This window comes from Streptomyces sp. Ag109_O5-1, from assembly GCF_003814875.1.
GTDB classification, from domain to species: Bacteria; Actinomycetota; Actinomycetes; order Streptomycetales; family Streptomycetaceae; genus Streptomyces; species Streptomyces sasae.
In genome coordinates this window covers 11,615,117-11,637,955 of the sequence record NZ_RKQF01000001.1, presented here as the reverse complement: position 1 = coordinate 11,637,955, position 22,839 = coordinate 11,615,117, and the positions used below count along the sequence as shown (strand labels likewise).

Annotated in this window: 22 protein-coding genes and 1 pseudogene; 16 read left to right on the top strand and 7 right to left on the bottom strand. The window is 66.6% G+C overall.

The window, feature by feature from the left end; genetic code table 11:
- Nucleotides 1-1,059: 1,059 nt before the first annotated feature.
- Nucleotides 1,060-2,403 carry a hypothetical protein gene (locus EDD90_RS53170; protein ID WP_185149561.1) on the bottom strand — a complete coding sequence of 448 codons (1,344 nt, stop codon included), beginning with the start codon at nt 2,401-2,403 and terminating at the stop codon, nt 1,060-1,062.
- Between the two features lie 25 nt (nt 2,404-2,428).
- The gene (locus tag EDD90_RS53165) at nt 2,429-2,887 is read right to left on the bottom strand and encodes a DNA-processing protein DprA (RefSeq protein ID WP_123980703.1); all 459 of its coding nucleotides are present in this window, start codon (nt 2,885-2,887) and stop codon (nt 2,429-2,431) included.
- Nucleotides 2,888-3,035: 148 nt separating this feature from the next.
- On the opposite strand from EDD90_RS53165, the gene EDD90_RS53160 reads away from it, so the two are divergent.
- Genes EDD90_RS53160 through EDD90_RS53150 form a run of 3 tightly spaced genes read left to right on the top strand, consistent with a single transcriptional unit; the run spans nt 3,036 to nt 4,047 of the window.
- A complete protein-coding gene (locus EDD90_RS53160; protein ID WP_260328657.1) occupies nt 3,036-3,224 on the top strand; it encodes a hypothetical protein in 189 nt (62 codons plus the stop codon).
- Nucleotides 3,221-3,715 (top strand): hypothetical protein, encoded by a 495-nt coding sequence (locus tag EDD90_RS53155; protein WP_260328656.1) that lies wholly within the window; start codon nt 3,221-3,223, stop codon nt 3,713-3,715. Before EDD90_RS53160 ends, EDD90_RS53155 begins: the two co-directional genes overlap by 4 nt.
- The gene (locus EDD90_RS53150) at nt 3,712-4,047 is read left to right on the top strand and encodes a DUF6415 family natural product biosynthesis protein (RefSeq protein WP_123980699.1); all 336 of its coding nucleotides are present in this window, start codon (nt 3,712-3,714) and stop codon (nt 4,045-4,047) included. The genes EDD90_RS53155 and EDD90_RS53150 overlap by 4 nt, the downstream gene beginning before the upstream one ends.
- Before the next feature lie 146 nt (nt 4,048-4,193).
- Here EDD90_RS53150 and EDD90_RS58280 read toward each other — a convergent pair whose 3' ends face one another.
- Nucleotides 4,194-4,358, bottom strand: coding sequence for a hypothetical protein (locus EDD90_RS58280; protein WP_260328655.1), 165 nt, complete (start codon nt 4,356-4,358; stop codon nt 4,194-4,196).
- Between the two features lie 251 nt (nt 4,359-4,609).
- On the opposite strand from EDD90_RS58280, the gene EDD90_RS58275 reads away from it, so the two are divergent.
- The 7 genes from EDD90_RS58275 (at nt 4,610) to EDD90_RS53120 (ending at nt 10,060) form a co-directional block, all read left to right on the top strand.
- Nucleotides 4,610-4,777, top strand: a complete 168-nt coding sequence (locus EDD90_RS58275; RefSeq protein ID WP_260328654.1) for a hypothetical protein — start codon at nt 4,610-4,612, stop codon at nt 4,775-4,777.
- A 408-nt stretch (nt 4,778-5,185) separates the two neighbouring features.
- Nucleotides 5,186-5,722 carry a barstar family protein gene (locus EDD90_RS53140; protein WP_123980697.1) on the top strand — a complete coding sequence of 179 codons (537 nt, stop codon included), beginning with the start codon at nt 5,186-5,188 and terminating at the stop codon, nt 5,720-5,722.
- Between the two features lie 553 nt (nt 5,723-6,275).
- On the top strand, nt 6,276-6,641 hold the full coding sequence (locus tag EDD90_RS53135) for a hypothetical protein (protein ID WP_260328653.1): 366 nt from the start codon (nt 6,276-6,278) through the stop codon (nt 6,639-6,641).
- 313 nt (nt 6,642-6,954) lie between these two features.
- Nucleotides 6,955-7,785, top strand: a complete 831-nt coding sequence (locus EDD90_RS53130; RefSeq protein WP_123980695.1) for an IS5 family transposase — start codon at nt 6,955-6,957, stop codon at nt 7,783-7,785.
- A complete protein-coding gene (locus EDD90_RS53125) occupies nt 7,782-8,285 on the top strand; it encodes a hypothetical protein (protein WP_185149560.1) in 504 nt (167 codons plus the stop codon). Before EDD90_RS53130 ends, EDD90_RS53125 begins: the two co-directional genes overlap by 4 nt.
- A gap of 17 nt (nt 8,286-8,302) precedes the next feature.
- Entirely contained in the window at nt 8,303-8,464 is a 162-nt protein-coding gene (locus EDD90_RS56195) for a hypothetical protein (protein ID WP_185149559.1), read from the top strand.
- A gap of 207 nt (nt 8,465-8,671) precedes the next feature.
- A complete protein-coding gene (locus EDD90_RS53120) occupies nt 8,672-10,060 on the top strand; it encodes an IS1380 family transposase (protein WP_123980693.1) in 1,389 nt (462 codons plus the stop codon).
- Between the two features lie 230 nt (nt 10,061-10,290).
- Here the strand turns inward: EDD90_RS53120 and EDD90_RS53115 are convergent, their stop codons facing one another.
- The gene (locus EDD90_RS53115; protein WP_260328823.1) at nt 10,291-11,850 is read right to left on the bottom strand and encodes an ISL3 family transposase; all 1,560 of its coding nucleotides are present in this window, start codon (nt 11,848-11,850) and stop codon (nt 10,291-10,293) included.
- A gap of 88 nt (nt 11,851-11,938) precedes the next feature.
- Here EDD90_RS53115 and EDD90_RS53110 point away from each other — a divergent pair, with 88 nt between their 5' ends.
- On the top strand, nt 11,939-12,145 hold the full coding sequence (locus EDD90_RS53110; RefSeq protein WP_221305238.1) for a hypothetical protein: 207 nt from the start codon (nt 11,939-11,941) through the stop codon (nt 12,143-12,145).
- A 188-nt stretch (nt 12,146-12,333) separates the two neighbouring features.
- On the opposite strand, the gene EDD90_RS53105 is transcribed toward EDD90_RS53110, so the two are convergent.
- Complete coding sequence (locus EDD90_RS53105) at nt 12,334-13,608, bottom strand: hypothetical protein (protein ID WP_123980689.1); 1,275 nt, start codon at nt 13,606-13,608, stop codon at nt 12,334-12,336.
- A 1,310-nt stretch (nt 13,609-14,918) separates the two neighbouring features.
- Nucleotides 14,919-15,368: an Lrp/AsnC family transcriptional regulator gene (locus EDD90_RS53100; protein ID WP_123980687.1), complete on the bottom strand. Its 450-nt coding sequence runs from the start codon at nt 15,366-15,368 to the stop codon at nt 14,919-14,921.
- Nucleotides 15,369-15,447: 79 nt separating this feature from the next.
- Between EDD90_RS53100 and EDD90_RS53095 the strand changes: the two genes are divergently transcribed.
- From EDD90_RS53095 to EDD90_RS53085, 3 genes and pseudogenes are all read left to right on the top strand, one after another.
- On the top strand, nt 15,448-16,206 hold the full coding sequence (locus tag EDD90_RS53095; protein WP_123980685.1) for an AzlC family ABC transporter permease: 759 nt from the start codon (nt 15,448-15,450) through the stop codon (nt 16,204-16,206).
- Nucleotides 16,206-16,505 (top strand): AzlD domain-containing protein, encoded by a 300-nt coding sequence (locus EDD90_RS53090; RefSeq protein WP_123980683.1) that lies wholly within the window; start codon nt 16,206-16,208, stop codon nt 16,503-16,505. Before EDD90_RS53095 ends, EDD90_RS53090 begins: the two co-directional genes overlap by 1 nt.
- Nucleotides 16,506-16,752: 247 nt before the next feature.
- Nucleotides 16,753-19,143, top strand: a pseudogene (locus EDD90_RS53085) (SpoIIE family protein phosphatase); the annotation flags it as partial.
- 602 nt (nt 19,144-19,745) lie between these two features.
- On the opposite strand, the gene EDD90_RS53080 reads toward EDD90_RS53085, so the two are convergent.
- The gene (locus EDD90_RS53080; protein ID WP_123973329.1) at nt 19,746-21,023 is read right to left on the bottom strand and encodes an IS701 family transposase; all 1,278 of its coding nucleotides are present in this window, start codon (nt 21,021-21,023) and stop codon (nt 19,746-19,748) included.
- 147 nt (nt 21,024-21,170) lie between these two features.
- Between EDD90_RS53080 and EDD90_RS53075 the strand changes: the two genes are divergently transcribed.
- Nucleotides 21,171-21,401, top strand: coding sequence for a hypothetical protein (locus tag EDD90_RS53075; RefSeq protein ID WP_123980681.1), 231 nt, complete (start codon nt 21,171-21,173; stop codon nt 21,399-21,401).
- Between the two features lie 149 nt (nt 21,402-21,550).
- A complete protein-coding gene (locus EDD90_RS53070; protein ID WP_123980679.1) occupies nt 21,551-22,807 on the top strand; it encodes an IS256 family transposase in 1,257 nt (418 codons plus the stop codon).
- The last annotated feature ends 32 nt before the right edge of the window (nt 22,808-22,839 follow it).

Sequence of the window (22,839 nt, the reverse complement as noted above, 5' to 3'; positions counted from 1 at the left end):
CTTCCAGGCCCCTTACATCAAGCCCCTCCCCTGTGCGATCCCGCACCGGCAGAGCACACTGCGGCTGGAGCGCAGCTGGCGGGCGGGCCAGAATGTCAGCGAGCGTGGGCTGGCCGAGCTGCCGGGAGCCGTCTCTCAGGACGTGGTAGAAATTCGCCCGTCCCAGGTCGGCCAGTTCCCCGCCATCGGTGAGAAACAGGAGTTGCCCCCCAGGGAAACGCGGTGAGTTCCTCCTCGAACTGTGGCCATGCCTGCCCGATGTGGGGGAAGCGTCGCGGCACGTCGTCGATGTCCGGTCTGACCTGTGCCTCGGAGACGACGCCTCCCCCGCTCCTGGCCCCCGCCTCCACCAGGGCGCGGTACAGCCCGGTGCGGGCGGCACGAAACCACCGGACCAGCGATGCCCCAGGACTGCCCGGCACAGCAGCATCGAACGAGGCTTCGACACATACGTTCATCCCGCGCACCCTACTGGTGCCCGGCAATAGGAAATCCTGCGACGATCACCACATTCCGAAGCGATCACTGAACTCGCACTTCAGAAGCCTCTCTGGCTCCTGAACCTCTGCCGAAACCCCAGCTCAGGTCGACACGTCACAACAACCAGAAATCCTGTAACGATCACTAGACCAACAGCTCAGCGTATCGATCATGCAGTGATCCTTAGCGGATTTGTCACACGTACACCGACATAGGGATCGAGGGCCACTCCGTCCAGTCCAACGGGCACACAGCGGGAGGGGGAGGCGCCCGCCTTCGGGGTGGCTTCACCTCTTGCATGCCCGGGGAACGTAGGTGTCACAAAAGGCCCGGACGGACGGATTCACGGCGCCGCTCTTGGTCCAGCCGCAGACCGTGCACACGTCGCAGGACGAACCCGGCTGGGCCTTGAAAACGGGCCTACCAGCGGAGATCGGTCCGCTTCGACCGCATCTACGTCGAGATGCTCGTTTTCAAGCGTATCCTGCAAATGGCACCAGTGACCTGTTCAGACGCTGCGGTCGCGTGAAGCCGCTCTGTTGACCGCGACGCACTCGGTCGCCGGTCAGTACCCCGCGGCTACGCGCCGAGTGAGTCGATCAGGTGATCGTCGAGATCTGCAAACCAGTCCTCGCGGCGCCATGGCCGCAGGTCGCTGCGGGCGCGGCGGAGCCGGATCGCGGCGACTCGGCCGCCGGTCGCCGAGGCGGCGTCAATGCACCCGTGTAGCAGCTCGGCGGCCGACTCGGGGGCGTCGAGACGGATCCGGGCGGCTGCCTGATCGGTCGACACGATCGCCCGCTGCACACGCTCGCGCGGCGCCTGCAGTGCCTCGGCCGACCGAGCGAAGTAGTCGTGTGCCTCGGCGGGGTCGCCGACGTACAGCGACGTGACGCCCTCGAACCCACGTAGGTGAGCATGCGAGAACGAGGTCGGCGCGGGGTCACCGTCGCGGTCGCTGTCCAAGTCGTACCACGCGAGGCCGAGCGCAGCCCTCGCGTGCCGCTCGGCGCCGGCGCGGGCCGCGATCTCTGCCTGCAGGGCGTGCGCTCGTGCCCGGACCGTCACGCTTTCACCGGCTCGCGCATCACGTACGGCGGCGTCGACCAGCCACTGTGCTGCCTCGATTCCGGGTGTCGAGTACAGAGTGACCAGGGCGTGACTCATGTGGACGACGGCACGGCGCCACGGCGAGCCGATACCGCCCGCGGCGGCGGTCGCCTCGGCGTACAACGCTCTCGATGCCTCGTCGTCGCGTGTCTCGAACGCCGCCCGGCCGGCGAGGGTGTAGGCCTGTGCGGCGACCGCCTGCAGGCCGGGCAGTAGCGGCTCGGGCACGGGGGCGTCGAGCAGCCGGCGGCACGACTCGACGATCGGAGCGAGCAAGAGCTGCACGCGTACGAACGGCACGCTCCCGACTTGCCCGTTCACGTCGCCGACAGCGAGGCGCATCGCAGCGAGCAGACCCTCGTCGAGCCTGGACGGGTCGGCGAGCGCAGTCGACAGGGCGAGTTGCGTCGACGGCCCGAGCAGTGCGAGCAGCCCGCCGCCACCGTCGGTCGCAGTCTTCACAAGCACTGTGCGCAGCTCTTCGAGGCGCCGCTCGCTCTCGCCGAGGTGCGCGAGCGCATCGAGCAGCTCGTCGAAGTCGCTGCCGGCGCCGAGGGATGTCTGCCCGTCGGAGGTGCGGGCGTGCAGGTGGGCGAGCAGTAGTTGATATCGGTCGCCGGGCAGGATCGGCGCTTTGCCGGTCTCCCACCGTGCGACGGTTCGCTGCACACTCGCGACGCTCGCGTCGAGCGGCTGCCCGAGTTCGGCAGCCTTGGCGATGATGGCTCGGGCGAGGCCGGAGAGGGACCAGCCGCGGGCGAGCCGTAACCGTTTGAGTGTGGCAGCGCCGACGAGTTTGTCGTGCGCGCTCATGCTCTCATGATGCATGCTATGTAGCTCATATGGGCACGATCAGTCGTGGTTTCCCCTGCGAGGCGGCATAGTTGAGGGTTTGCCACGTGCCCGAGGTGCCCTCGGGCACGGTGAGCGGGAATCCGATCACCATCTGCGCCCGGTCGACCATGTACCGGTTGCGGGCGTGATACGCCGGGGTACGCAGTTCGGCAGCGCCGAGTTCGACAACGTCGGCGATCCGGTCGCGGCACCGTTCGATCGCCTGTCGCGCCTCGGCCGGCTGCTGCGCGACCGCCCCCGGCACGACGACCGTGATCCGCGCCTTCGAGTTACCGGCCAGCCACAGCAGAGAGAGACTGTCTATCCCCTTCGCGCCGCCGATGAAGAAGTGCGCGTCATCGCTTGCCCATGGTGCGAGGTAGGTGCCGAAGAGGTCACGGAACCAGGCGAGTTCCCGGTGCCCGATTTCCCGTGTTCCGGTAATCGCTGCAGCTAGGGGCATTGATCAACTCCGTGTCATAGGTTGTCAGATCCTGCAATTGCACGCGCTGCGGTGGGATCGAAGCATGGATGCAATGACCGCCTCGGCCATTCTGGCCGAACAGCTTGCAGCACGCGGGCTGTCTGTGACGAATCGGGATCTTCACGCCGTGACCGTGGCGAATCCCATGCACCCCGACCTCGGCGAGATCGTCACCGCGCAGGGTGGCCGATACCTCACCGACTACGGGTACGAGATCGGGGAGCACGGCGACGAGCCCGCGACCGCCGACCGAGTCGCATTCCTGCTCGGGCTGCCACGCGAGAGCATTCCCCGACCGGCGGAGGTCGTCAGGTGATCGAGGACTCGCGCAAGATCAGCGACGCCCGGCTTGTGGCCGGCAGGTTCGACGGGTTCACGGCGCTCGACTGGATCAGACAAGCGGTGAGTGTTACCAGCGCCCTCGCGGCGTGGGATCAAGACCAGCTCGTCGACGTTGCCGTCGGTAAGCATTGGGACGTCGTCCGCCTGCCGCGCGCGCTCGGATGGCGGACCGTCGAACGGATGCGGCACGAGGGCACCCCCGTCGGCCCGGTGCAGCACACCCCCGAGGGCGTCGAGGTGCTCGTGCCGGTCGGCTCGGCCGCCGAGTGGCATCTGCCGGATACCGAGGTGCTCACCGAGGGGACGGTCGCCGTTCCGCACCCCGCGATGGTCGCCCCGCGTACGCAGCATGCGCACACGTGGATCGTCTCGCCACAGGAATGCGCGCCGCTCACCGACGCCAATCTGCTGCACGAGGCGTACGCCGCGGCGCTCGCCGCCACGCATATGGACAGTGCCCGATGACGGCCGGCCCGTCTGCCGAACAGCGGACCGACGACCCGATCCCAGCTCTTATCGCGGCCGCGTTCGACTCGACGCGCAGATACCCCGAGCACGAGCGGTTCGTCGAGATCGACAAGCTGCTGCGCGAAGAGATCGAGCGACTGCAGATAATCGCCCGCCGCATGGCCGACCGGACGCCGCATCGTTCGTACGACTGGTATCGGCTCGTGAACGCCGTTGACCGGGCCGACGACGCGTGCGGGTTCCAGCTCGGTACCACGCTGCAGGCGGCGCTACAGGTGAGCGAACTCGCCCGCCGGGTCGCCGAGCTGCGGCAGGTGACCGCACCGTGAACTGCTGCACGATCTGTGAGCTGCCGATCGAGGACGGGCAGCGGTTCGGACAGGTCGCACGCCGAGACGACCAGGGCCGGAAGCTGCGGCCGGCGTTCACGCACAAGATCTGCCGCAAGCGCGCCGAGTCCGTGCCGTTCATCGCGTCATGGTCGAGCGAGCTGGTCGACGAACCGGCAGTCGTGCAGCGGCTGCTCGTCGGGGTCGGCTACGCCGACGAGACCGCCTCGGACCGAGACGATCGCGGCGTACTGCGGCTGCGCCGCCCCGACCGGCAGGGCGTCGGTGCGCCGCGGCACGGACACGTGCATCCCGGTCGGCAGTTCCTCGCTATGTCCGAGCTGCTGTGCCAGGTATGCGGCGGGCCGAGCGACGAGGACGACCGCGGCCGGCTGTGGCTGGTCGAGGATCAGCGAACGGATTGGTCCGACTGGCCGAAAGGGCTCGTGACCACTCACCCCCCGACGTGCCTGTCGTGCGTACGCAAGGCACGCGAGGAGTGCCCGCACATGTGGAAGGGCAGTGTCGCCGTGCGCGCCGGCGAGTCGGACCTGTGCGGGGTGTGGGGGCACCGGTACACCGCGAGCCGGGTCGGCCGATCCCGATCGAGGCGGGCATCGTGCCGTTCGAGTCGCCACTGCTCGGCTGGACCGTCGCGGCGCAGTACGTTCGGGCTCTGTACGACTGCAAGATCGTGAGCGTCGCCGAGGAACTCGCCATTGACGCATGAGCCGGAGTGCCCAGCGGTGGCCGCCTCCCGTCCGGCCCGCCAGACACCATGGCACTCCTGCGTATCCGACTCACCTGGACCTACAACGGCACCACACCCGGCAGCCCACGAACCGAACGAAGTCCTCCAACACCACCCTGCGCGAGGACCTCGTCCGAGATCCCCGCAGCCGCGGACGTCGGCACAAACCGGTCCAGCAGCTCCTGCTCCAACTCCCCCGGCCCACCCGGCCCCCGCAGCCCGGCCCCCACCATCACACGCAGCACCCGCCCTACCTCTCACCACCGACATCCTGTACCAGCACTACCTGGATACAAGCCCCACCCTCAGAAGCTGTGTCTGAGCCCGGCATGACAACAAGACTGGGGCGAGGCGGCACCGTACAAGCCCGTCAGTTAGGGTCTACCGGTGCCTGCCTTCGACCCTGACGCCGACCTCTCCGACGACCTCGCCTTGCGCCTGATGGCGGACTCCTTCGTCACCCTGTACTGGCGCCGGAGTCTGCTGGACGAGGCCGCTGCCTGGTTGCGCGACCACGACTACCAAGTCGTCGTTCTGGATGCAGGACAGTGGACCGCAGAAGCGGACATGCACCGCGACGTCGCCTCAGCGTTGGACTTCCCGGACTATTACGGACGCAACCTCGACGCACTCAATGACTGCCTCCGGGACGTCGAGTCCTTCGAGTACGGAAGTACAAGGGATGCGACTGGCCTGGTCATTGTCTTCACCGACTACGACCACTTCGCCCGCGCCGAACCGCGTGCGGCGCACACTGTTCTGAACATCCTCGCCGACCGCGCCCGCAGTGCGGCACTGTTCGGACACCGCATCATGGCCCTGGTCCACAGCAACGACCCAGATATTGAATTCGATCCGGTCGGCGCCATGCCTGTCATGTGGAACGACGCCGAGTGGTTCGACGCCAGTCGTCACCCCGACTGATTCCCGCCGGGCAGCGATCAGCCCGCGGCCCTCAATTCGTTGGTCATACGGTAGCCGTATGGGCAGGGACGGTGTTCCCCGGCTGCGGCTGGTCGTGGTCGCGGACGACGACTTGGGGCCGCGGCTGTGTCGCGGGTGCGGCGGTCCGCTGATGCCGGCGGCGAAGGCGACGGCGAAGTTCTGTTCGTCCGCCTGCCGGTCGCGGCACTGGAGGCGGATGCGGCGGGCACGGGCGAGGACCGAGGCGGTGAAGGCCGACCGGACGTCCAGTTGTCCGGAGTGCGGGAAGTCGTGGACGCCCGGCGTCGAACATCCCACCTCGGCAAGGTACTGCTCTCCCCGCTGCCGCAAACGGTCCTGGCACAGGCGGCGCACGCAGCAGCGCGGGGTGTGAGGCCGCGCAACTGGCGGGCACAGGGCTGCTCCACGCGCCGGGTCTGCACGCCCTTTCCGGCTACCGGAGGCCGCCGGATGGTACGAAGTGACGGGCCTCCAGGGCAAGTTGACGGCATAGACAGGATGCCGAACCCGGGCCCGCGGGGGTGGTGTTCGGATGCCCGCGATGATCGGCAGTGTGACCCGGGACCGCTACGACGAGCTGGTCAAGCAGGGCCGGGACTGGGTCGCCACGATGAGCGGCGCCCAGTGGCGGCTCGGGGACGCGGCACTTGAGATCGAGCCGATGCGCCCGTATGGGGGTGCGAATCCGTCCGGGAAGGACGATCTGTTCACCGTCAGCGAGGCCATCCGCATGTTCGCCGAAGACGTCGGCCTGGCCTATACGACGGTCCGCAGTTACCGGTGGGTGTCCTCGCGCTGGCCGAAGGAGCGTCGGCGGGCGGACGTCTCTCAGTGGGCGTTTGATGTTGATTCGCGATGGGCATTTCGACCCGCCTTGCCTTATTTATCGCCAATGTGAACAGCCTGAAATACCTGGAAGCTCCACACTGGCGTGGACTTTCCACCTCATTGCTAAACCAGACGGAATCTAGTGCTGATAAGCGGATCAAACGGGCACGCAGATCGGCGACCGGAAGCCCGCGAAGGCGCATGTAAGGTGCGAATCGTCCCGAAGATTGTTGGCCGCAGGAGCGACTTAGCATCATAATCCATGCCTAAACGCCCACTCAGAGGGCGGTATGCGAGTTGGTAGGTGATTTGCCGTCACCTGAACGTGTGGGACTCCGGCATCCCAGCCGGCCGGCGGGCTCGGGCGTGCTGGGCTGAACACCGTGAGCGAGCGCAAGCCCTACAAGACCGACCTGTCCGACGAGCAGTGGGCGCTGGTTGAACCGGTGATCGCCGCGTGGAAGGCCGCACACCGTTCGGTCAGCGGCCATCAGGGTCGGTACGAGATGCGGGAGATTGTCAACGCGCTCCTCTATCAGGGCCGCACCGGCTGCCAGTGGGACCTGCTTCCGCATGACCTGCCGCCACGCGGCGCGGTGATGTACTACTTCACCAAGTGGCGTGACGACGGCATCGACCAGACCATTCACGACCTGCTGCGCTGGCAGGTGCGGGAGAAGGCGCGGCGGAAGGCGGATCCGAGTCTGGTGGTGCTGGACGCCCAGAGCGTGCGCGTGGCGGCCGGGGTGCCGGCGGAGTCGACGGGGTGTGATGCGGCAAAAAAAGTACCGGGCCGCAAGCGCGGCCTGGCTGTTGACGTGTTGGGCCTGGTGATCGCGGTGGTGGTGCTCGCCGCGTCCGTGCACGACAACGCCGCCGGCATCGCGCTGCTGGACAAGGTCGCCGCAGACACCGACACCGTTCAGAAGGCGCTGGTCGACCAGGGATTCAAGAACGCCGTCGTCGCGCACGGCCAGACGCTGGGCATCGAGGTGGAGATCGTCGAGCGCAACCCAGGTCAGACCGGGTTCGTGCCGATCCCGAAACGGTGGATCGTCGAGCGCGCCTACGGGATCTTGATGCTGCACCGCAGGCTGGTGCGCGACTACGAGCACCTGCCGCGCAGTTCGGAGTCACGGGTGTACTGGGCGATGACCGCGGTGATACTGCGCCGGCTGACCGGCACCACCGCTGCGGCCTGGCGCAGCGCATGACCGGCGCAGAGCTGACGCTCGGGGCGGTGCTGGTGCGGCTGGAGGAGCAGGAACGGGAGATCAGCGCGCAGGCCGATGCGACGAGGGAACAGATCACGCAGCTGACCGCACGGCTCGACGAACTCGGCCGGGCCGCCGAGGAGGTCCGGATCACCCGCAAGACGCTGCTGACGCTGCCCGATCCGCAGCCGCCCGCGGCGCCGGCCCCGGAACTGCCGGACCATCCGGCCTACCAGCAGATCATGGCGGGTGTTCACCGCCGCCGACGCGCCGCTGCGGGCGCGGCAGGTGTGCGAGGCGATGGACCTGGAGATCGCGCCCAACAACATCAACAACACCCGCCTGAAACTCAAACGGCTGGCCGAGCGCAGAATCCTGGTCGAGACCGAGCAGGGCTTGTTCACCCAGCCGCGGCCGTAGCCGCCCGGCGACATCGCAGCCAGCGCGTCCACCCCTCCCGAAACAGCGAAACGGACATCAACTCACGTACCGCCCTCTGAGTAGCACGGGAGGTGTGATGAAGCAGGGAGACAACGGCATCGTGGGTGGCGCCGTGCCAGTCATTCTGCGCGCATCGCACTGCTTGCTCGTCCGCCTGTTGGCAGAGCTGCGCGAGGGGCACACGCGTGAGCTCGTCTTCATTGCCCACCTCACGCAGCAAACCGGAGAGTGCCCGTAGGCATTGACAGCGCGGTATCGCGGTGTCGCGCTCACCGTCCAGATCGATAACCCTGGGTATTCAGCGGAATTGGGTGATCTGACGCCCCGGTAGCAGAAAGGTGCCGTTGACCTGCGAGGATGCGAGTGTCTAGGTCGTATCCGCTGCAGAGAGCAAGGCACCTTTCTGGTGGTCGAGAGTACAGGGTGGGACCGTTGGCTGTCCGTAGTGGCTGACGGGAAGAGGCTGGTCGGGCATGCCGGGGCGGTGCTGCTGCGCCGGTGCGCGGACCGCACGGGACTGACGGGTGCGCTGGCCGGGGTACTGCCGTCCAGCACAGCAACCGGCTGGCGGGAACGCGCCGGGGTACTGGTGCACCTTGCGATCGCGATCGTGCTGGGGGCGGCGAACTTCTCGGAGGCTGAGCAACTCCAGTTGCATCACCGGCCGTTGTTCGGGCTCGCGGCCTCGGACTCCACCGCTCGCCGGACGCTGGCCGGGCTCGACGAGGCCGCCCTGGCGAAGATCGCAAAGGCGCGGGCGAGGGTGCGCCGGCACGTGTGGAGTCTGCTGCGTCTGCGGCCGGGCGGCTTCCCGTGGCTGACGGTGGCGGGCAGGCGGCTGACCGGCTGGATCGTCATCGACCTCGACGCCACCATCATCACGTCGGCGTCGAAGAAGGCCGGGGCTGCGGTCACGTTCAAAAAGACGTTCGGGTTTCATCCGCTGGCCGCGTGGTGCGCGAACACCACCGAATCGCTGGCGATGCTCCTGCGGCCGGGGAATTCCGGAGCCAACACGGTGGCCGACCACATCCGCGTCTTCACCGACGCCCTCGCGCAGATCCCCGGCTCCTCAGCAGCGAAAATCCTGGTACGGGTGGACGGGGCCGGCGCCACCCACGGGCTGCTGGAGCACCTGGAAGCCCTGAACACCACGCGGCGCACGGTCCGCTACACGGTCGGCTGGAAAATCACCGATGACGACGAGCGGGCCATCGCGAGGCTGCCCGAAAACGCCTGGGAGACCTCCGTGCGCCAGGACGGCAGCCTCCAGGAGGGCTACTTCGTCGCGGAGCTGACCGGGGTGAACACCCGCGAGGGCTGGCCGGAGGGAATGCGGCTGATCGTGCGCCGGGTGCGTCCGACCCGGCGGCATCTGAAGAAACTCACCCGCTTCGAGAAGAAGACCGGCTGGCGCTACTGCATCACCGCGACCAACGTCCGCCACATGTGGGGTGTCGCCGGCTCGGGCCACGCCCAGTTCCTGGACGTGCTGCACCGCTCCCATGCGTCCGTGGAAGACCGGGGCCGCACCAACAAGGCGATGGGCCTGGGCAACCTGCCCTCGCAATCGTGGGAGGTCAACCGCGGCTGGATACTCGCCGCGAACGTCGCCGCCGATCTCGACGCGTGGCTACGGCTGCTGGCCCTGCACGACATCGATGACCTGGCCGACGCCGAGCCGGACACCATGCGCTTCCGCCTCTACCACCTGCCCGCCCGCCTCGCCGACCACGCCCGCCGCCACTACCTGCGCATCGAGCGGACCTGGCCCTGGGCGAAGGCGTTCACCACCTGCTGGCACCGGCTGACCGCCCTGCCCGCCCTCACCTGACGCCCAGACCAACAGTCCGATGAGACAAGGAAAGGAGCGACCTGCACGACCTCCGGGTGCCGTGGAACCCCGGCGCAGCCGCAGCGATACGCGAAGGCCCCGCCCGCGATCACGCGGAACAAAAAGGGCGAACCGGCGACCCGTGTCGGCGTCGCTTGAAATGTGGTTCTGGCTCACTTTTGGTGCTGGAGTGACGGAGGGTCACTGTTCGTGTCGGCGGCGGTCAGAGGTCACGCGGCCAGGAGGACACGCTTGCGCAGGAGGTCCAGCCCCGCCCGCCCGAACATCTGACGCTTCAGCATCTTGATCCGGTTCACCTGCCCCTCCACCGCCCCCGAACTGAACGGCAACGTCAGCCCAGCCGTCACCGCCACCTGATCACCAACGACCCCGTTCACGAACGAAAGCAGTTCGGGCAGGCCCTCGGCCTGGACCTTCTCGATCCAGCCGGGGAGCTGGTGGCCCGTGCGGGCAGTCATCATCTCGGCGAACACATGGACGTGGCCGGCCGTGGCGTCGAGATCGGGGCATCGCGCGAGGATGGCCTTGAGCTTGAGGGTCTCCTCCGCGGCGAGGCTGTCGGGGCGGCGCGTGATCCAGCCAGTGACCTGCCGCACTGAGGGTGGCCGGACCTTCTCCAGGGGCGGAGCGCCTGATCGCAGCGGGCGCAGGTAGTCGCGCAAAATGGTGAGTCCACCGCGGTAACCAGCGGCCGTGATCTCCTCGAAAAGGGTGGCGGCCGTGGTGCAGCCCTCACTCCAGCGCTGGTGGAGGTAGGGCTTGAAGTCATCAAGGATGCTGGGAAGGCACTGCCACTTGCCAGTCACCAGTTCCTGCCAGGTGATGGCGCGGGCGAAACGGCGGACGGTGTTGCGGGACAGGCCCAGTTCCCGCGCGATCGCGCGCTGCGGGCGGCCCTGGCCGACCAAGGCGTGCACGGCCCGATGGCGCTCGCGGGTCCGGTCCGCATACCGGTGGGCGGTGCTGGCCAGCTGGCCTGCCGTGGCGATCTTCTCCAGTTCCGCGAGGGCGGCGGCCGATGCCGTGGGGGTCGGGGGTGGTTCGGGTTCGCGCAGGTGGGCGGCGTGCCGGGTGACGCAGCGCTCGACCGCCTCGACGAGGTTGTGCCAGACATGCCAGCGATCGGCCACGTGCGTGGCGTCCGGGGCGCCCGCGCGGGCGCCTTCCGCGTAGGCGGTGGCCCGGTCACGGCAGATGATCTCGACACCAGGATGTTCGGCGAGCCAGCGGGCGAGGGTTGCGGCCTCGCGGTCGGGCAGCAGGTCGATCGGCCTGCGGGTCTCGATGTCGATCAGGACAGTGCCGTAGATGTGGCCCCGTCGCAGGGCGAAGTCGTCAACGCCCAATATCTTCGGGGTAGTTGTTGGTGGATCGGGCATGGCCCGGATCAGTCGTAGGAGCGTGGAGCGGCTGGCAGCGGCATCGAGGACGCTGGCCAGCCGGGTGCCGGCCCGGCCGGCCAGCATCAGCGCGACGACCTGCAGAACGGCGTGTAGGCGTGCGCTGCGTCGCCCGTGCCGGAAGGTGAGCCCGGCGATCTGCTCGGCGAAGGTGCTCTTGGGGCAGGAGCGCCCGGTGCAGCGGAACCTGCGCACCCGCAGCTGGATCACCACCGGTCGACCGCCCACGGCCGCGTCGGCGAGCCGACGCTCATAGCCGCTGTGGACCCGCCCGGACGCCTCACCGCACTGCGGGCAGACCGCCTGTGAGGCGACAGCCCGGGCGGCGACGCGGACGCGATCCTCGGCGAGATCGACTTCGTCGATCACCAAGCCATCCACCTGCGGAAACAGTGCTTCTTCCCACTCCACATCCCTCACGGACGAGCATGCTCACAGGATTGACGCTCAGTCGCAGGTGATCAACGAATCCGATCGGAAGCCGCTGCTTTCGTTCGTGAACGGGGTCGTTGGTGATCAGGTGGCGGTGACGGCTGGGCTGACGTTGCCGTTCAGTTCGGGGGCGGTGGAGGGGCAGGTGAACCGGATCAAGATGCTGAAGCGTCAGATGTTCGGGCGGGCGGGGCTGGACCTCCTGCGCAAGCGTGTCCTCCTGGCCGCGTGACCTCTGACCGCCGCCGACACGAACAGTTACCCTCCGTCACTCCAGCACCAAAAGTGAGCCAGAACCACTTTTCAGCCGTCGCCGACAGACCCGATCATGCACTCACGACCGCTGAAGAATCGAGGTTAACCGGGCCCTCGCCGGAGTCAGCAAAGTGTCCGTGGCGATCAGTCAGTGGAACCGGCTTCTCAGCGACCTGCAGCCTTGAGGAGCGCCGGGAGGGATTCCCTCAGCCACGGACTGTATGTTTCCTGAAGGCCGTATCGGTCATAGAGCTCGTCGTAGTCTGAGGTACTCGGCTCGCGGGCTTCCTCGTGGAGTTCACTGATAGTCAACGCATTGTATGGCTCGGTGAAATCATTTTCATTTTCCGGATTAGCGCCACTGAACTCTTTTCGAATCACCCGCCAGTATGTTACATAGCGAGGTTTTCGTGTCATGTTGAGGATCTCGCTGCCGTAATGTATTTGCGCATGATGGGCAATGTATTCGTCGCCAGGTTGGGCAACCCAGCCAGGGGCATCATAGAGGTGTTTTCTACCGGCAGATGCGGTATCCCAGGAATAGTACGGAATTGAGTAGTCTACATCATCTAGATCCCCTCGATCTGTCCGTATGGCAGTCGCCGACGCTACAACCTCAATTGAATCGTATTCAGCTCCCGCCGGAAATTCGACGATCTTCTTTTCTACGAATTCCTGGTCTGGGTCTAGGGAGTTTCCTGCCCGGAAGAACTCTCCAGCGCTAATCAGGTTTCTGCCCTGCACTTCTGTGTGACGATAGAGGTCGGACATTGGCTCCTTTTCCATGTCATCCTTCCATTCTGTCAGCCTGTTCGGCCTTTCAACGAATTTGGCCGTTCGGCCGTAGACCGAGTATTGGCTGCCCAGAAGAGTGAAGCCCACCTTGCCCGAGTTTTGATAGTGAAGCTCAACTGGCAGATACAGGATTGTGCGCTTCTGGTTCATGCTAGGAGTGCCGAGCTTCGCTATGACGCGCGCCTGTACGGGGGATGCGTAGGGTATGTAGACCTGCGTGTATGCAAAATTCGAGGCAACGAAGAATGCTGAGACTACGGCTCCCACTGCGAGGCTCTTCGGATGCGTTATTTCTTTCAGTATGTGGTGAGGTTCGAGCCGCCTCAATGCCCAGGCCGACCAGATCAGGAGAGCTAGCCAAAGCCAAAGATAGTGCGTGTACTCACCCCCGTAAATTTGCACAGAAAGCAACAGTAGGCTGACCAATAGGGAAATGGTGACGCCTACTAGGATTATTGCACCTGAGTAGGTTAGTCGGCGCTTTCCCCAGTGATCAAAAACGGCGATTGCCGTGACCGTCTCCAGTATGGCTGCGATCAGGAACAACGAGCCTTCGATGCGTCCTGTATAGGTAAGGGCCCCGAGTGCGTCTGTTACGCCGATCTTGAACAGTACCGAGGCTGACGTAAGGGAGCCAATGACCATCAAGCTGGCAGCTGTTCGCCTGCTCCATGGACGGTCTGGCCACCGCGAACTATTCCCGCCCTCCCAACGGATATGTGTTCGGTCTTCAATATTCAGGTCTCGCGGATAGCCCAAACGGCGCAGGAGAAGTCGCAACTCGCGTAGGGACCACACTTTCCCCACGCCCTGTCGGTTGATGCTGACCTGTCGCAATCCGCGACCATCCGGCGAATGTACGACCAGTAAGGGCCGGTTTTTCATAGATCCAGGCTGAGGGTCGCAGACAGGGTACGCACCTTGCGATGGTCCTTCTGGCTGTGCTGAAGTCGCCTGTGATCTGCCAGCTGGTGCGGTTGTGAGCACGCGGCGGGAAGCCGGTAGCGAGTGCATGATCGGCTGGCCGAGGGAGATACGTGGACTCGCCGGTGAACGGAGACGTTGAGGGGCCTCCCATCCTCCTGCGGATCTTCGAGGTGGTCGCCGATCTTTATCGACGACCCTGCGAGGGTGCCAGCGAGCCAGGCCCGGATGGTGCGGGGCGTGGCGGTGAGGCCGGCGCCGCGGGCGTGGTCGGACTGGTGACGTAGCCAAGGGCGCCGGAGACGTCGACGGCCTAGACGTGGGGGCCGGCGGCATGCGAACAGGCCGTCGGGGAGGGCGCGGAACTCGGTGCCAGGGCCGGTAGAGCAGTCGACGCAGGTGAGTGCGTGCATGGTGGTGCCCTTCAGTGGTGAGGGTCCTGGTGAGGCACGCGAGGCCGCACGGTGACGCGGGGCTCCAGGACGCCGGAGGCGGCCCGACCGGGGGCCGCGTCGGAGGTGTAGCGTCCGCCGCCCGGAGGGCGGCCCCGCGGCGCCGTGTGGCACCGTGACGCCGCGCCAGAACCCCCACCCTGAAAAAGCATCCAAACTGTCCGGCCGACTCGCCGTGCGCGGGGGAACTATGGGGCCTCTTGGGGGGTCAGGAGGGGTATGAACCATGATCTTGTGGTGGCGGCGCTGGTGGCCTGGTCGTCTCCGGTCTCGGCTCTGGGGGGTGACTGAGGGTCTGACGCTTCGCAGGGAGGCCCGCCCAGGCGCAACGGGCGGCTGATCGGTTGGAGTTGCAGGCGCAGGTGGATGAGCTGCTCACGGCCGTGCTCGTGCTGAGGGCGGCGGGCGGTGTGAACGATCACCTCATGAGCGGCTGGAGACCTCGGCTGACCATGCTTTTGCACGCGGCGACCCAGGGGCTGCGGAGGCTCGGGGGTCGGGTCAGGGCAGCAGGACGATCTTGCCGCGGCTGCGGCGACGTTGCCTGATTGCGGCCTGGATGCGGTGGCGGCTGCCCAGTCACAGGGTGAGAGTGCGCTCCTTGACCATCTTCATGGTCATTTGTGAGTTCATTCTGGCCACGCCCGGCAGATTGGTCAGTTTCGTCATGTAGAAGCGCTCGTAGGCGTCGGCGTCCGTGGTGGCGACCCAGATCACGTAGTCCGGATCGCCGAACATGCGCCTGCATTCGACGATCTCCGGAAATTCGCGGACCTGGTCCTCGAACGCCTCGATGGTGGATTGGTCCTTGATCATCATGTTCGCCTGGACGAGGACCTGAAAGCCTCGTCCGATTGCTGCCGGGTCGAGGTCGGCGTGGTAGCCCTGGATGATCCCCGCTTCTTCGAGGTTACGCACCCGCCTGAGGCATGGGGTGGGGCTCAGGCCGACACGTGCGCTGAGGTCGACGTTCGAGAGCCGACCGTCCTGCTGCAGCTGGAACAAAATCGCGCGGTCTACTGCATCCATGAGTCGAACATACTCCGAATCCCTGCATACGGTGGATATTTGAAGTAATATAGCGCACGAATCTCGGTACGATATTGCCATGCGAAATGAAGCGGAAAAAAGGGTCATCCGCGACGCGCTGGGCATCGGGATAGCCACCGGCACCTATGGCCTCTCGTTCGGGGCCCTGTCTACGACGGCCGGTCTTACCCTCCCGCAGACGTGTGTGCTGTCGCTGTTGATGTTCACGGGAGCCTCGCAGTTCGCCTTCGTTGGAGTTGTGGCGGCCGGAGGCGCACCCTTGGCGGGAGCCGCCACGGCAGCGCTGCTCGGCTCACGCAACGCGCTTTACGGGTTGCACTTGGCTCGCTTGCATCGCTTGCGCCTGCCACGGCGCCTTGGGGCCGCACAGTTCGTCATCGACGAGAGCGCGGCGATGTCCCTCGACACCCGCAACGAGCCGCTTGCCCGGCTGGGATTCTGGGCGGCCGGCCTGTCTGTGTTTGGCTGCTGGAACATTGCGACCCTGCTTGGCGCGCTGGGAGCGCGGGCACTGTCGAATCCCTCCGTCCTCGGCCTCGATGTGGTCGCGCCTGCGGCCTTCGTCGCATTGATGGCCCCCCGGTTGCGCACACCCATCACATGGTGGGCCGCGCTGATCGCTGCCGCGGTAGCGCTGACGGCCGTGCCTTTCACGCCGGCCGGAGTGCCGGTGCTCCTGGCGGCAGCGGCCGTGGTTGCCCTCTCGCTGTGGAGTTCCCACGACGACGAGAGGCGTGTCGAGACGGACAGCGGAGAGGTTCCCCGGAACGCAAGTCATGTGGACGACACAGTTCCCGAGGAAAGGAAGGTCGGCTGATGTGGGTGGCTATAGCTGTGGGCGCAGTGAGCTGCTACGCCTTGAAACTGGGCGGTCTATCAGCCCCCAAGGCTGTGCTTGAGGACCGTCGGGTGCAGAAGGTGGCGGAGCTGCTGCCCGTGGCTCTGCTTGCCGCACTCATCGTCACGCAGACATTCAGCAAACAGCAGGAGTTGACGATCGACCCACGAGCGGCGGGGGTCGGGGTGGCCGTCATCGCAGTTCTGCTGCGTGCCCCATTCCTCGTGGTGGTGACTCTCGCCGCTGCCGCGGCAGCCCTGCTTCGGTTGATTGCCTGACAGGACGCTCAGGAGTTCCGGGGTGCGTCACGGCACGGGGCAAAGGTTCGCGCGCCCCAAGGACGTTCACGGGCGTCATGGGCGGTCCGTAGCGCGAGGGTGGTTAGTACACGGCTCACTCCGGCCAACGACGCGAGGCAGTGGCCGCCCAGAAGTCCAGCCTCCTTGAGGCTTCGCCCAAGAACTCACGGACGCGACATCCAGGTCGCGAGCCAAGGAAATCCAGATAGGAACGTGATCGACCGCCATGATGAGCACTGACCAGAAGCGCTACGAGATAGCCGACGCAGCGATAGCGATGCTCGACGAGCAAGGGACGGTGGTCGGGTGGACGCAGGCCGCTCAGCGGCTTGTCGGGTACTCGGCCGGGGAAGTGGTCGGCCAGTCCGCCGCACTCGTGCTGCCGTCCTTTGAGGAGCCGCTGGGGGTATCAGCGTTCGCCGAGCAGTGCCGTGCCCGAGGTGGCTGGTCCGGCACCGCTTCGGTCCGCCACCGCGACGGACGCACGCTCAACCTGAGCCTGCGCCTCTCACTGCTGCGGGGACAGGATGCAACCCTGCGCTGGCTGGTATCCCTGACCGACATGGACACGCTCTCCTCGGGGATGATCAATGGATCGGTGCGGGAGTCGCTCCTTACCCGCGCACCGATCGGCATCGTCGTTCGTGACCTGCAGCTGCGTTGCACCTTGGTGAACGACACGATGGAGAGCCACGACGGCATTCCTCGTGACCGGCGGTTCGGACGCCGGCTGACGGAGTCGCTGCCCGGTTTCGAGGGCGAAGCGCTCGAGGCAGTGATGCGGCAGGTGTTGGAGAGCGGTACCTCAGCGGTCCACGAGTTCCGGGGGTGGCCGCCGGAAGATCCGCGCCGGGAGCACGCGTATTCGGTCTCGTTCTTCTGCCTCCAGGACGCGGACGGCAAGGCGCTGGGGGTGTGCTGCTTGTGCGTGGATGTCACCGGCAGCTGGCGGGTGCGCGAGCGCCTTGCCATCCTCAGCCAGGCCGGCACGCGCATCGGCAGCACCTTGGACGTCATGCAGACCGGGCAGGAACTGGCCGACGTTGCCGTGCCGTTGATGGCCGACTACGCCATCGTCGACCTGGCGGGCTCGGTTCCGTTCGGCGAAGAGCCCTCTGCCCGAACCGACACGACACATGATCACCTCCCTGTTCTGCGCCGTGCCGGTTTGGCCTCGATCCACCCGGGGATCCCGGAATCCCCGTGGGCGCGGGGGGAGACGGTGTTCATCTCACCGGACTCGCCCTTCACCAGCGTCCTGCGCACGGGGAGGTCCCACCTGGCACAGGTGGTGGACACCTCGCCTGGGACATGGCTCGACCACGACCCGGCGCGGGCGCAGAAGATCCGTGAGAACGGGATGCACTCCGTGATGATCGTGCCCATCCGTGCGCGGCACTCCGTACTCGGTGTCGCGGTGTTCATCCGCACCGAGGCGCCCTTGCCGTTCCAGGAGGATGATCTGTTGCTCGCGGAGGAGCTGGTCACCCGGGCCGCACTGTCCTTGGACAACGCCCGCCAATACGCTTGCGAACACACCATGGCCCTCACGCTGCAGCGCAACCTGCTCCCCCACCGTCTGAGGGGCGGCACGGCGGTCGAGGCGGCCTCGCGCTACCTGCCTGCCGACACGGACGCCGGCGTCGGAGGCGACTGGTTCGACGTGATCGAGCTGTCCGGCGCCCGGGTGGCCCTCGTCGTCGGGGATGTGGTCGGGCACGGCATCAACGCCGCAGTGACGATGGGCAGGCTCCGCACCGCCGTCCGCACGCTCGCGGACCAGGACCTGCCCCCCGACGAACTGCTGGCCTGCCTCGATGACACGGTCCGTCGGCTGGCCGAGGAGGACGCCGACGGCCCGGACGAATTCCCCGTGGTCTTGGGCGCTACCTGCCTGTACGCCATCTACGACCCGGCCACCCGGCGGTGCACGATGGCACGGGCCGGGCACCTCCCGCCCGCGATCATCGATCCGCAGGGCCAGGTCACCTTCCCCGACATCCCCACCGGAGCCCCCCTCGGCGTCGGGCTGGGCATCCCCTTCGAGGCCGTGGAAGTGGAACTGTCCGAAGGTAGCGTGCTCGCGTTCTACACCGACGGCCTGGTCGAGTCCCGTGACGAGGACATCGACGTCGGCATGCACCGCCTGGGCGCCACCCTGGCGCAGCCTGATCAGTCCCTGGAAGACTTGTGCTCCTCAGTGATGGAAACCGTGCCGACTCAGGCAGCATCCGACGACGTCACTCTGCTCCTTGTCCGGATCCGCACACTCAACGCGGCCCAGATCGCCTCCTGGGACCTGCCGCCCGAGCTGACCGCCGTCCACACCGCCCGGCACCTGACCGCCCGTCAACTCAGGGAATGGGGGCTGGAGGACCTCGTGCCCACCACAGAACTGGTCGTCAGCGAACTGGTCACCAACGCCATCCGCCACGGCGCCGGCCCGATCCGCCTCCGCCTCATCCAGCACCAAGTCCTGACCTGCGAAGTATTCGACAGTGGAGGCTCCTACCCGCGCCTGCGCCATGCCCGCATCGTCGATGAGAACGGCCGAGGCCTGTTGATGATCGCCCAGTTGTCCCGCAGGTGGGGCTGCCGCTCCTCAACGGGGGGCAAGTGCGTATGGGTCGAACAAGACCTGCCCTCTACAGCCTCAGTCGCTCTGGCCGCGGACTTAGTCGCCGAGCTTGCAGCCCGCGTGCAGCTTCGTCATGACGGCCTCGTCCACGGAGTTGTCGATGATCTCCCACAGGGAGCGCGCTATCGGGCCGAGCCTGTGTACATGCCCAGGCGCTTGCCACGGCCCCGTTGTGGTCAGCGCGGGCGGGAGGACGTTCTTGACGCTGAGAAGCACGAAGGTCTCGATGAGCCCCTCGACCTTGTGCATGAGGAAGTCCAGCAGCATCGGCGTCTCCGCCTACAGCACGCCGTGCAGGGCGTTCTCCTTGAAGGCCTCGTCTTCCCCGCGGTAGCGGCGCATGACCTTGGAGCCGGGGGCCCCAGGCGCCGTGTCGTGCGGAGCGAGGTGAGATATGGCTTTGCCTCTTCCCAAGAGTCCTGGCTGGCCGGATGCCGCCGCCTGCCAGCCACCGCAGACTGGCACGTTCGTCGGATGGCTAGTAGGACTCCGTTAGGTTGCTCTGGCTCTCAGGTTTGGGCTGGTGGTGGATGTTCTGGGCAGGGGGCGGTGGCAGGTGGTGCAGGTGCCGGTCCAGCAGTTCAGCAGGTCCTGGATGGCGTCGAGGATCTGGTAGAGGGTGAGTCCGGTGTATCGGCTTTTGGGGCCAGGCGCTGTTCGGTGAGGAACGCGTGGGCTGCGGTGACCAGGGTGACGTGGTGATGCCATCCGTTCCAGGAGCGGCCCTCGAAGTGGTCCAGGCCGAGGCCGTGCTTGAGTTCCCGGTAGTCGTGCTCGATGCGCCAGCGGATCTTGGCCAGGCGGACCAGTTCAGCCGGCGGGGTGTTGGCGGGCAGGTTGGACAGCCAGTAGTCGGTGGGTGCTTCGGCGCCGTCTGGCCATTCGACCAGCAGTGTGACCTCGGTCAGGACACCGTCCCAGTGGCCGTGTTCGGCGGTGGCGGCGGCCTGGGCCAGGCGACGGGCCCTGACCCCGGCCGGCCGCACCCGGAGCGTCAGGAAATGCGAGCGCATCGGCCCGCGGGAGCCTTCACGCCAGGTCACCTCGGTGAACGCCTGCCGCCCATGGCCGGCCGCGAGCGCGGCCACCGCAGACGGCTTGTCCCGGTAGCGGGGCTGCGGCTTGCGGCCGTTGCCCGACCAGGCCGGGGCGGTGGGCTGCGCGTCGTGCGGGTGGACGGTCACGTCCGAACGGATGGCCACGACATAGCCGATGCCCCGCTCGCTCAGGCCGTCGCGGAAGTCGGCGTTCTGCCCGTAGCCGGCGTCGGCCACCACCACCGGCGGCACCAGGCCCCACCCGGCCAGCTCGTCGATGGTGTCCAGGGCCAGGCGCCACTTCTCCCGGTGCCCCACCTCCTGCGGTATCCCGGCCTTCTGCCGCCGTACCGGATCGTCCGCCCACTCCTCGGGCACGAACAACCGCCACTGCAGCGGACAGGACGCGGCATCGGAGACCGCGTGCACGCTCACCGCGACCTGGCAGTTGGCCCGCTTGCCCAAAGCGCCGCAGTACTGGCGCGCGACCGCCACCGACATCCGGCCGTCCTTGGGGAACGACACATCATCGACCGCCCAGGCAGCCGGGCCAATCTGCGGCACCATCCGCTGCGCGATCCGCCGCCGCACCGGCACCGGATCCCAGGTCGACTGGTTCACGAACTGCTGCAGGTTCTGCTCATTGCCGTCCGGCAGCCGTTCCGCCATCGGCTGGATCGACTTCCGCCGCCCGTCCAGCATCAGTCCCCGCAGATAGCAGTCGCCCTTCGCCCGCTGATCCTTGCGCGGCACCGACGCGAACACATCAGCTACGAATAACGCCAACTTCGCCCGAGCACGGTTCACTTCATGTGCGTCCACACCCTCACCATGCCCCCAAACAGCACCGCGAGACAGACCTAACGGAGCACTACTAGTGCTGTGACCGCGAAGGTTCACCGGGTTGGGTCGTTTCGATGGCTTCCTGTACCAGTACAGTCGGCGCACTGAAGGAGCAGAGGAGCCCCGGTGCGCAAAAGAGACAGCAACGCTGATGGCCACGGCCAGCGGGCCGTGGCCATCAGGTGGATACAGGTCGTGCTGTTCGGCGTCGTTGTCCTGCTGGTCGGATTCCGTATCTGGGAGCGGGAGCACGGCGGTGGTTCGAGCTCGATCGTGTTCGGGCTGATGGCCGCATCGGCACTGTCCATCGGCGTGTTGGAACGCTATCGGGCAAACGCCGCCAAACGATCTCGGTGACTACCTTCCAGCCGGCTCAGGTCGCCGCTGACGGAGCAATGCTCAATACCTGTGGATCAGCCTGACGGAAGGGGGCGTACCTTCCCGATGGATCGATCGATAGGTCATCGAGCAAGGCCGACGTTGCACCGTGTCGGGAAGGCACGCCCGTGCTTACGGTAGTCACCGAGGACGGCACCACGCCAAGCGGCAGCTCGCTGCTGGATGAGATCGTCCGGGAAGGCGCCAGGCGGATGCTGGCCGCGGCGTTGGAAGCCGAAGTCAACGCCTATATAGCCGAGCTGTCTCACGAACGGGACGGTGACGGGCGTCGGCTGGTGGTCCGTAACGGCTACCACCAGCGCAGAAAGGTCACCACCTCGGCCGGAACCGTCCAGGTCAGGGCGCCGCGGGTCAACGACAAGCGCACCGACGAAGTCACCGGGGAGCGTAAGCGGTTCTCCTCGGCGATCCTGCCGTCGTGGTGCCGGAAGTCCCCGAAAATCAGCGAGGTGCTGCCGCTGCTCTATCTCCACGGCCTGTCCTCCGGTGACTTCGTGCCCGCGCTGGAACAGTTCCTCGGGTCCTCGGCCGGCCTCTCGCCCGCGACGGTGACCCGGCTGACTACGCAGTGGCAAGCCGACCACACCTCCTTCCAGGACCGTGATCTGTCCGCCACGGACTACGTGTACGTGTGGGCGGACGGCGTGCACCTGCGGATACGCCTGGAGGAAGCGAAAGCTGCGGTCCTGGTGCTGATGGGCGTGCGAGCGGACGGCACGAAGGAACTGATCGCGTTGACCGACGGCTACCGCGAATCGTCCGAAGCGTGGGCGGGCCTGCTGCGGGATTGCGCCCGCCGGGGCATGCGTGCACCGGTCCTGGCCGTCGGCGACGGCGCACTCGGCTTTTGGAACGCGCTGAACGAGGTGTTCCCCGACACCCGCCATCAGCGGTGCTGGGTGCATAAAGCTGCAAATGTGCTCGACGCTCTCCCGAAGTCCGCCCAGCCCGCGGCCAAGCGTGCGATCCAGGAGATCTACAACGCCGAGGACAAGGAGCACGCGGCCGGGGCAGTCCGCGACTTCGAGCGGGCCTACGGGGCGAAGTACCCCAAGGTCGTCAAGAGGATCACAGATGACGAGGATGAGCTGCTGGCGTTCTTCGACTTCCCCGCCGAGCACTGGGTCCACCTGCGGACCACCAACCCGATCGAGTCGACCTTCGCCACCGTGCGACTGCGGACCAAGGTCACCAAAGGTGCAGGCTCCCGGGCCGCCGCACTGGCCATGGTCTTCAAGCTCATCGAGTCCGCCCAGGTCCGGTGGCGGGCCGTGAACGCGCCCCATCTCGTTGCTCTGGTCCGCGCCGGGGCCCGCTTCGAGCGCGGCCACCTCGTCGAACGACCCGAGACCCTCGCGGCATGAACAAGTTCCACCGCAGAAGCACAGATCTGCCT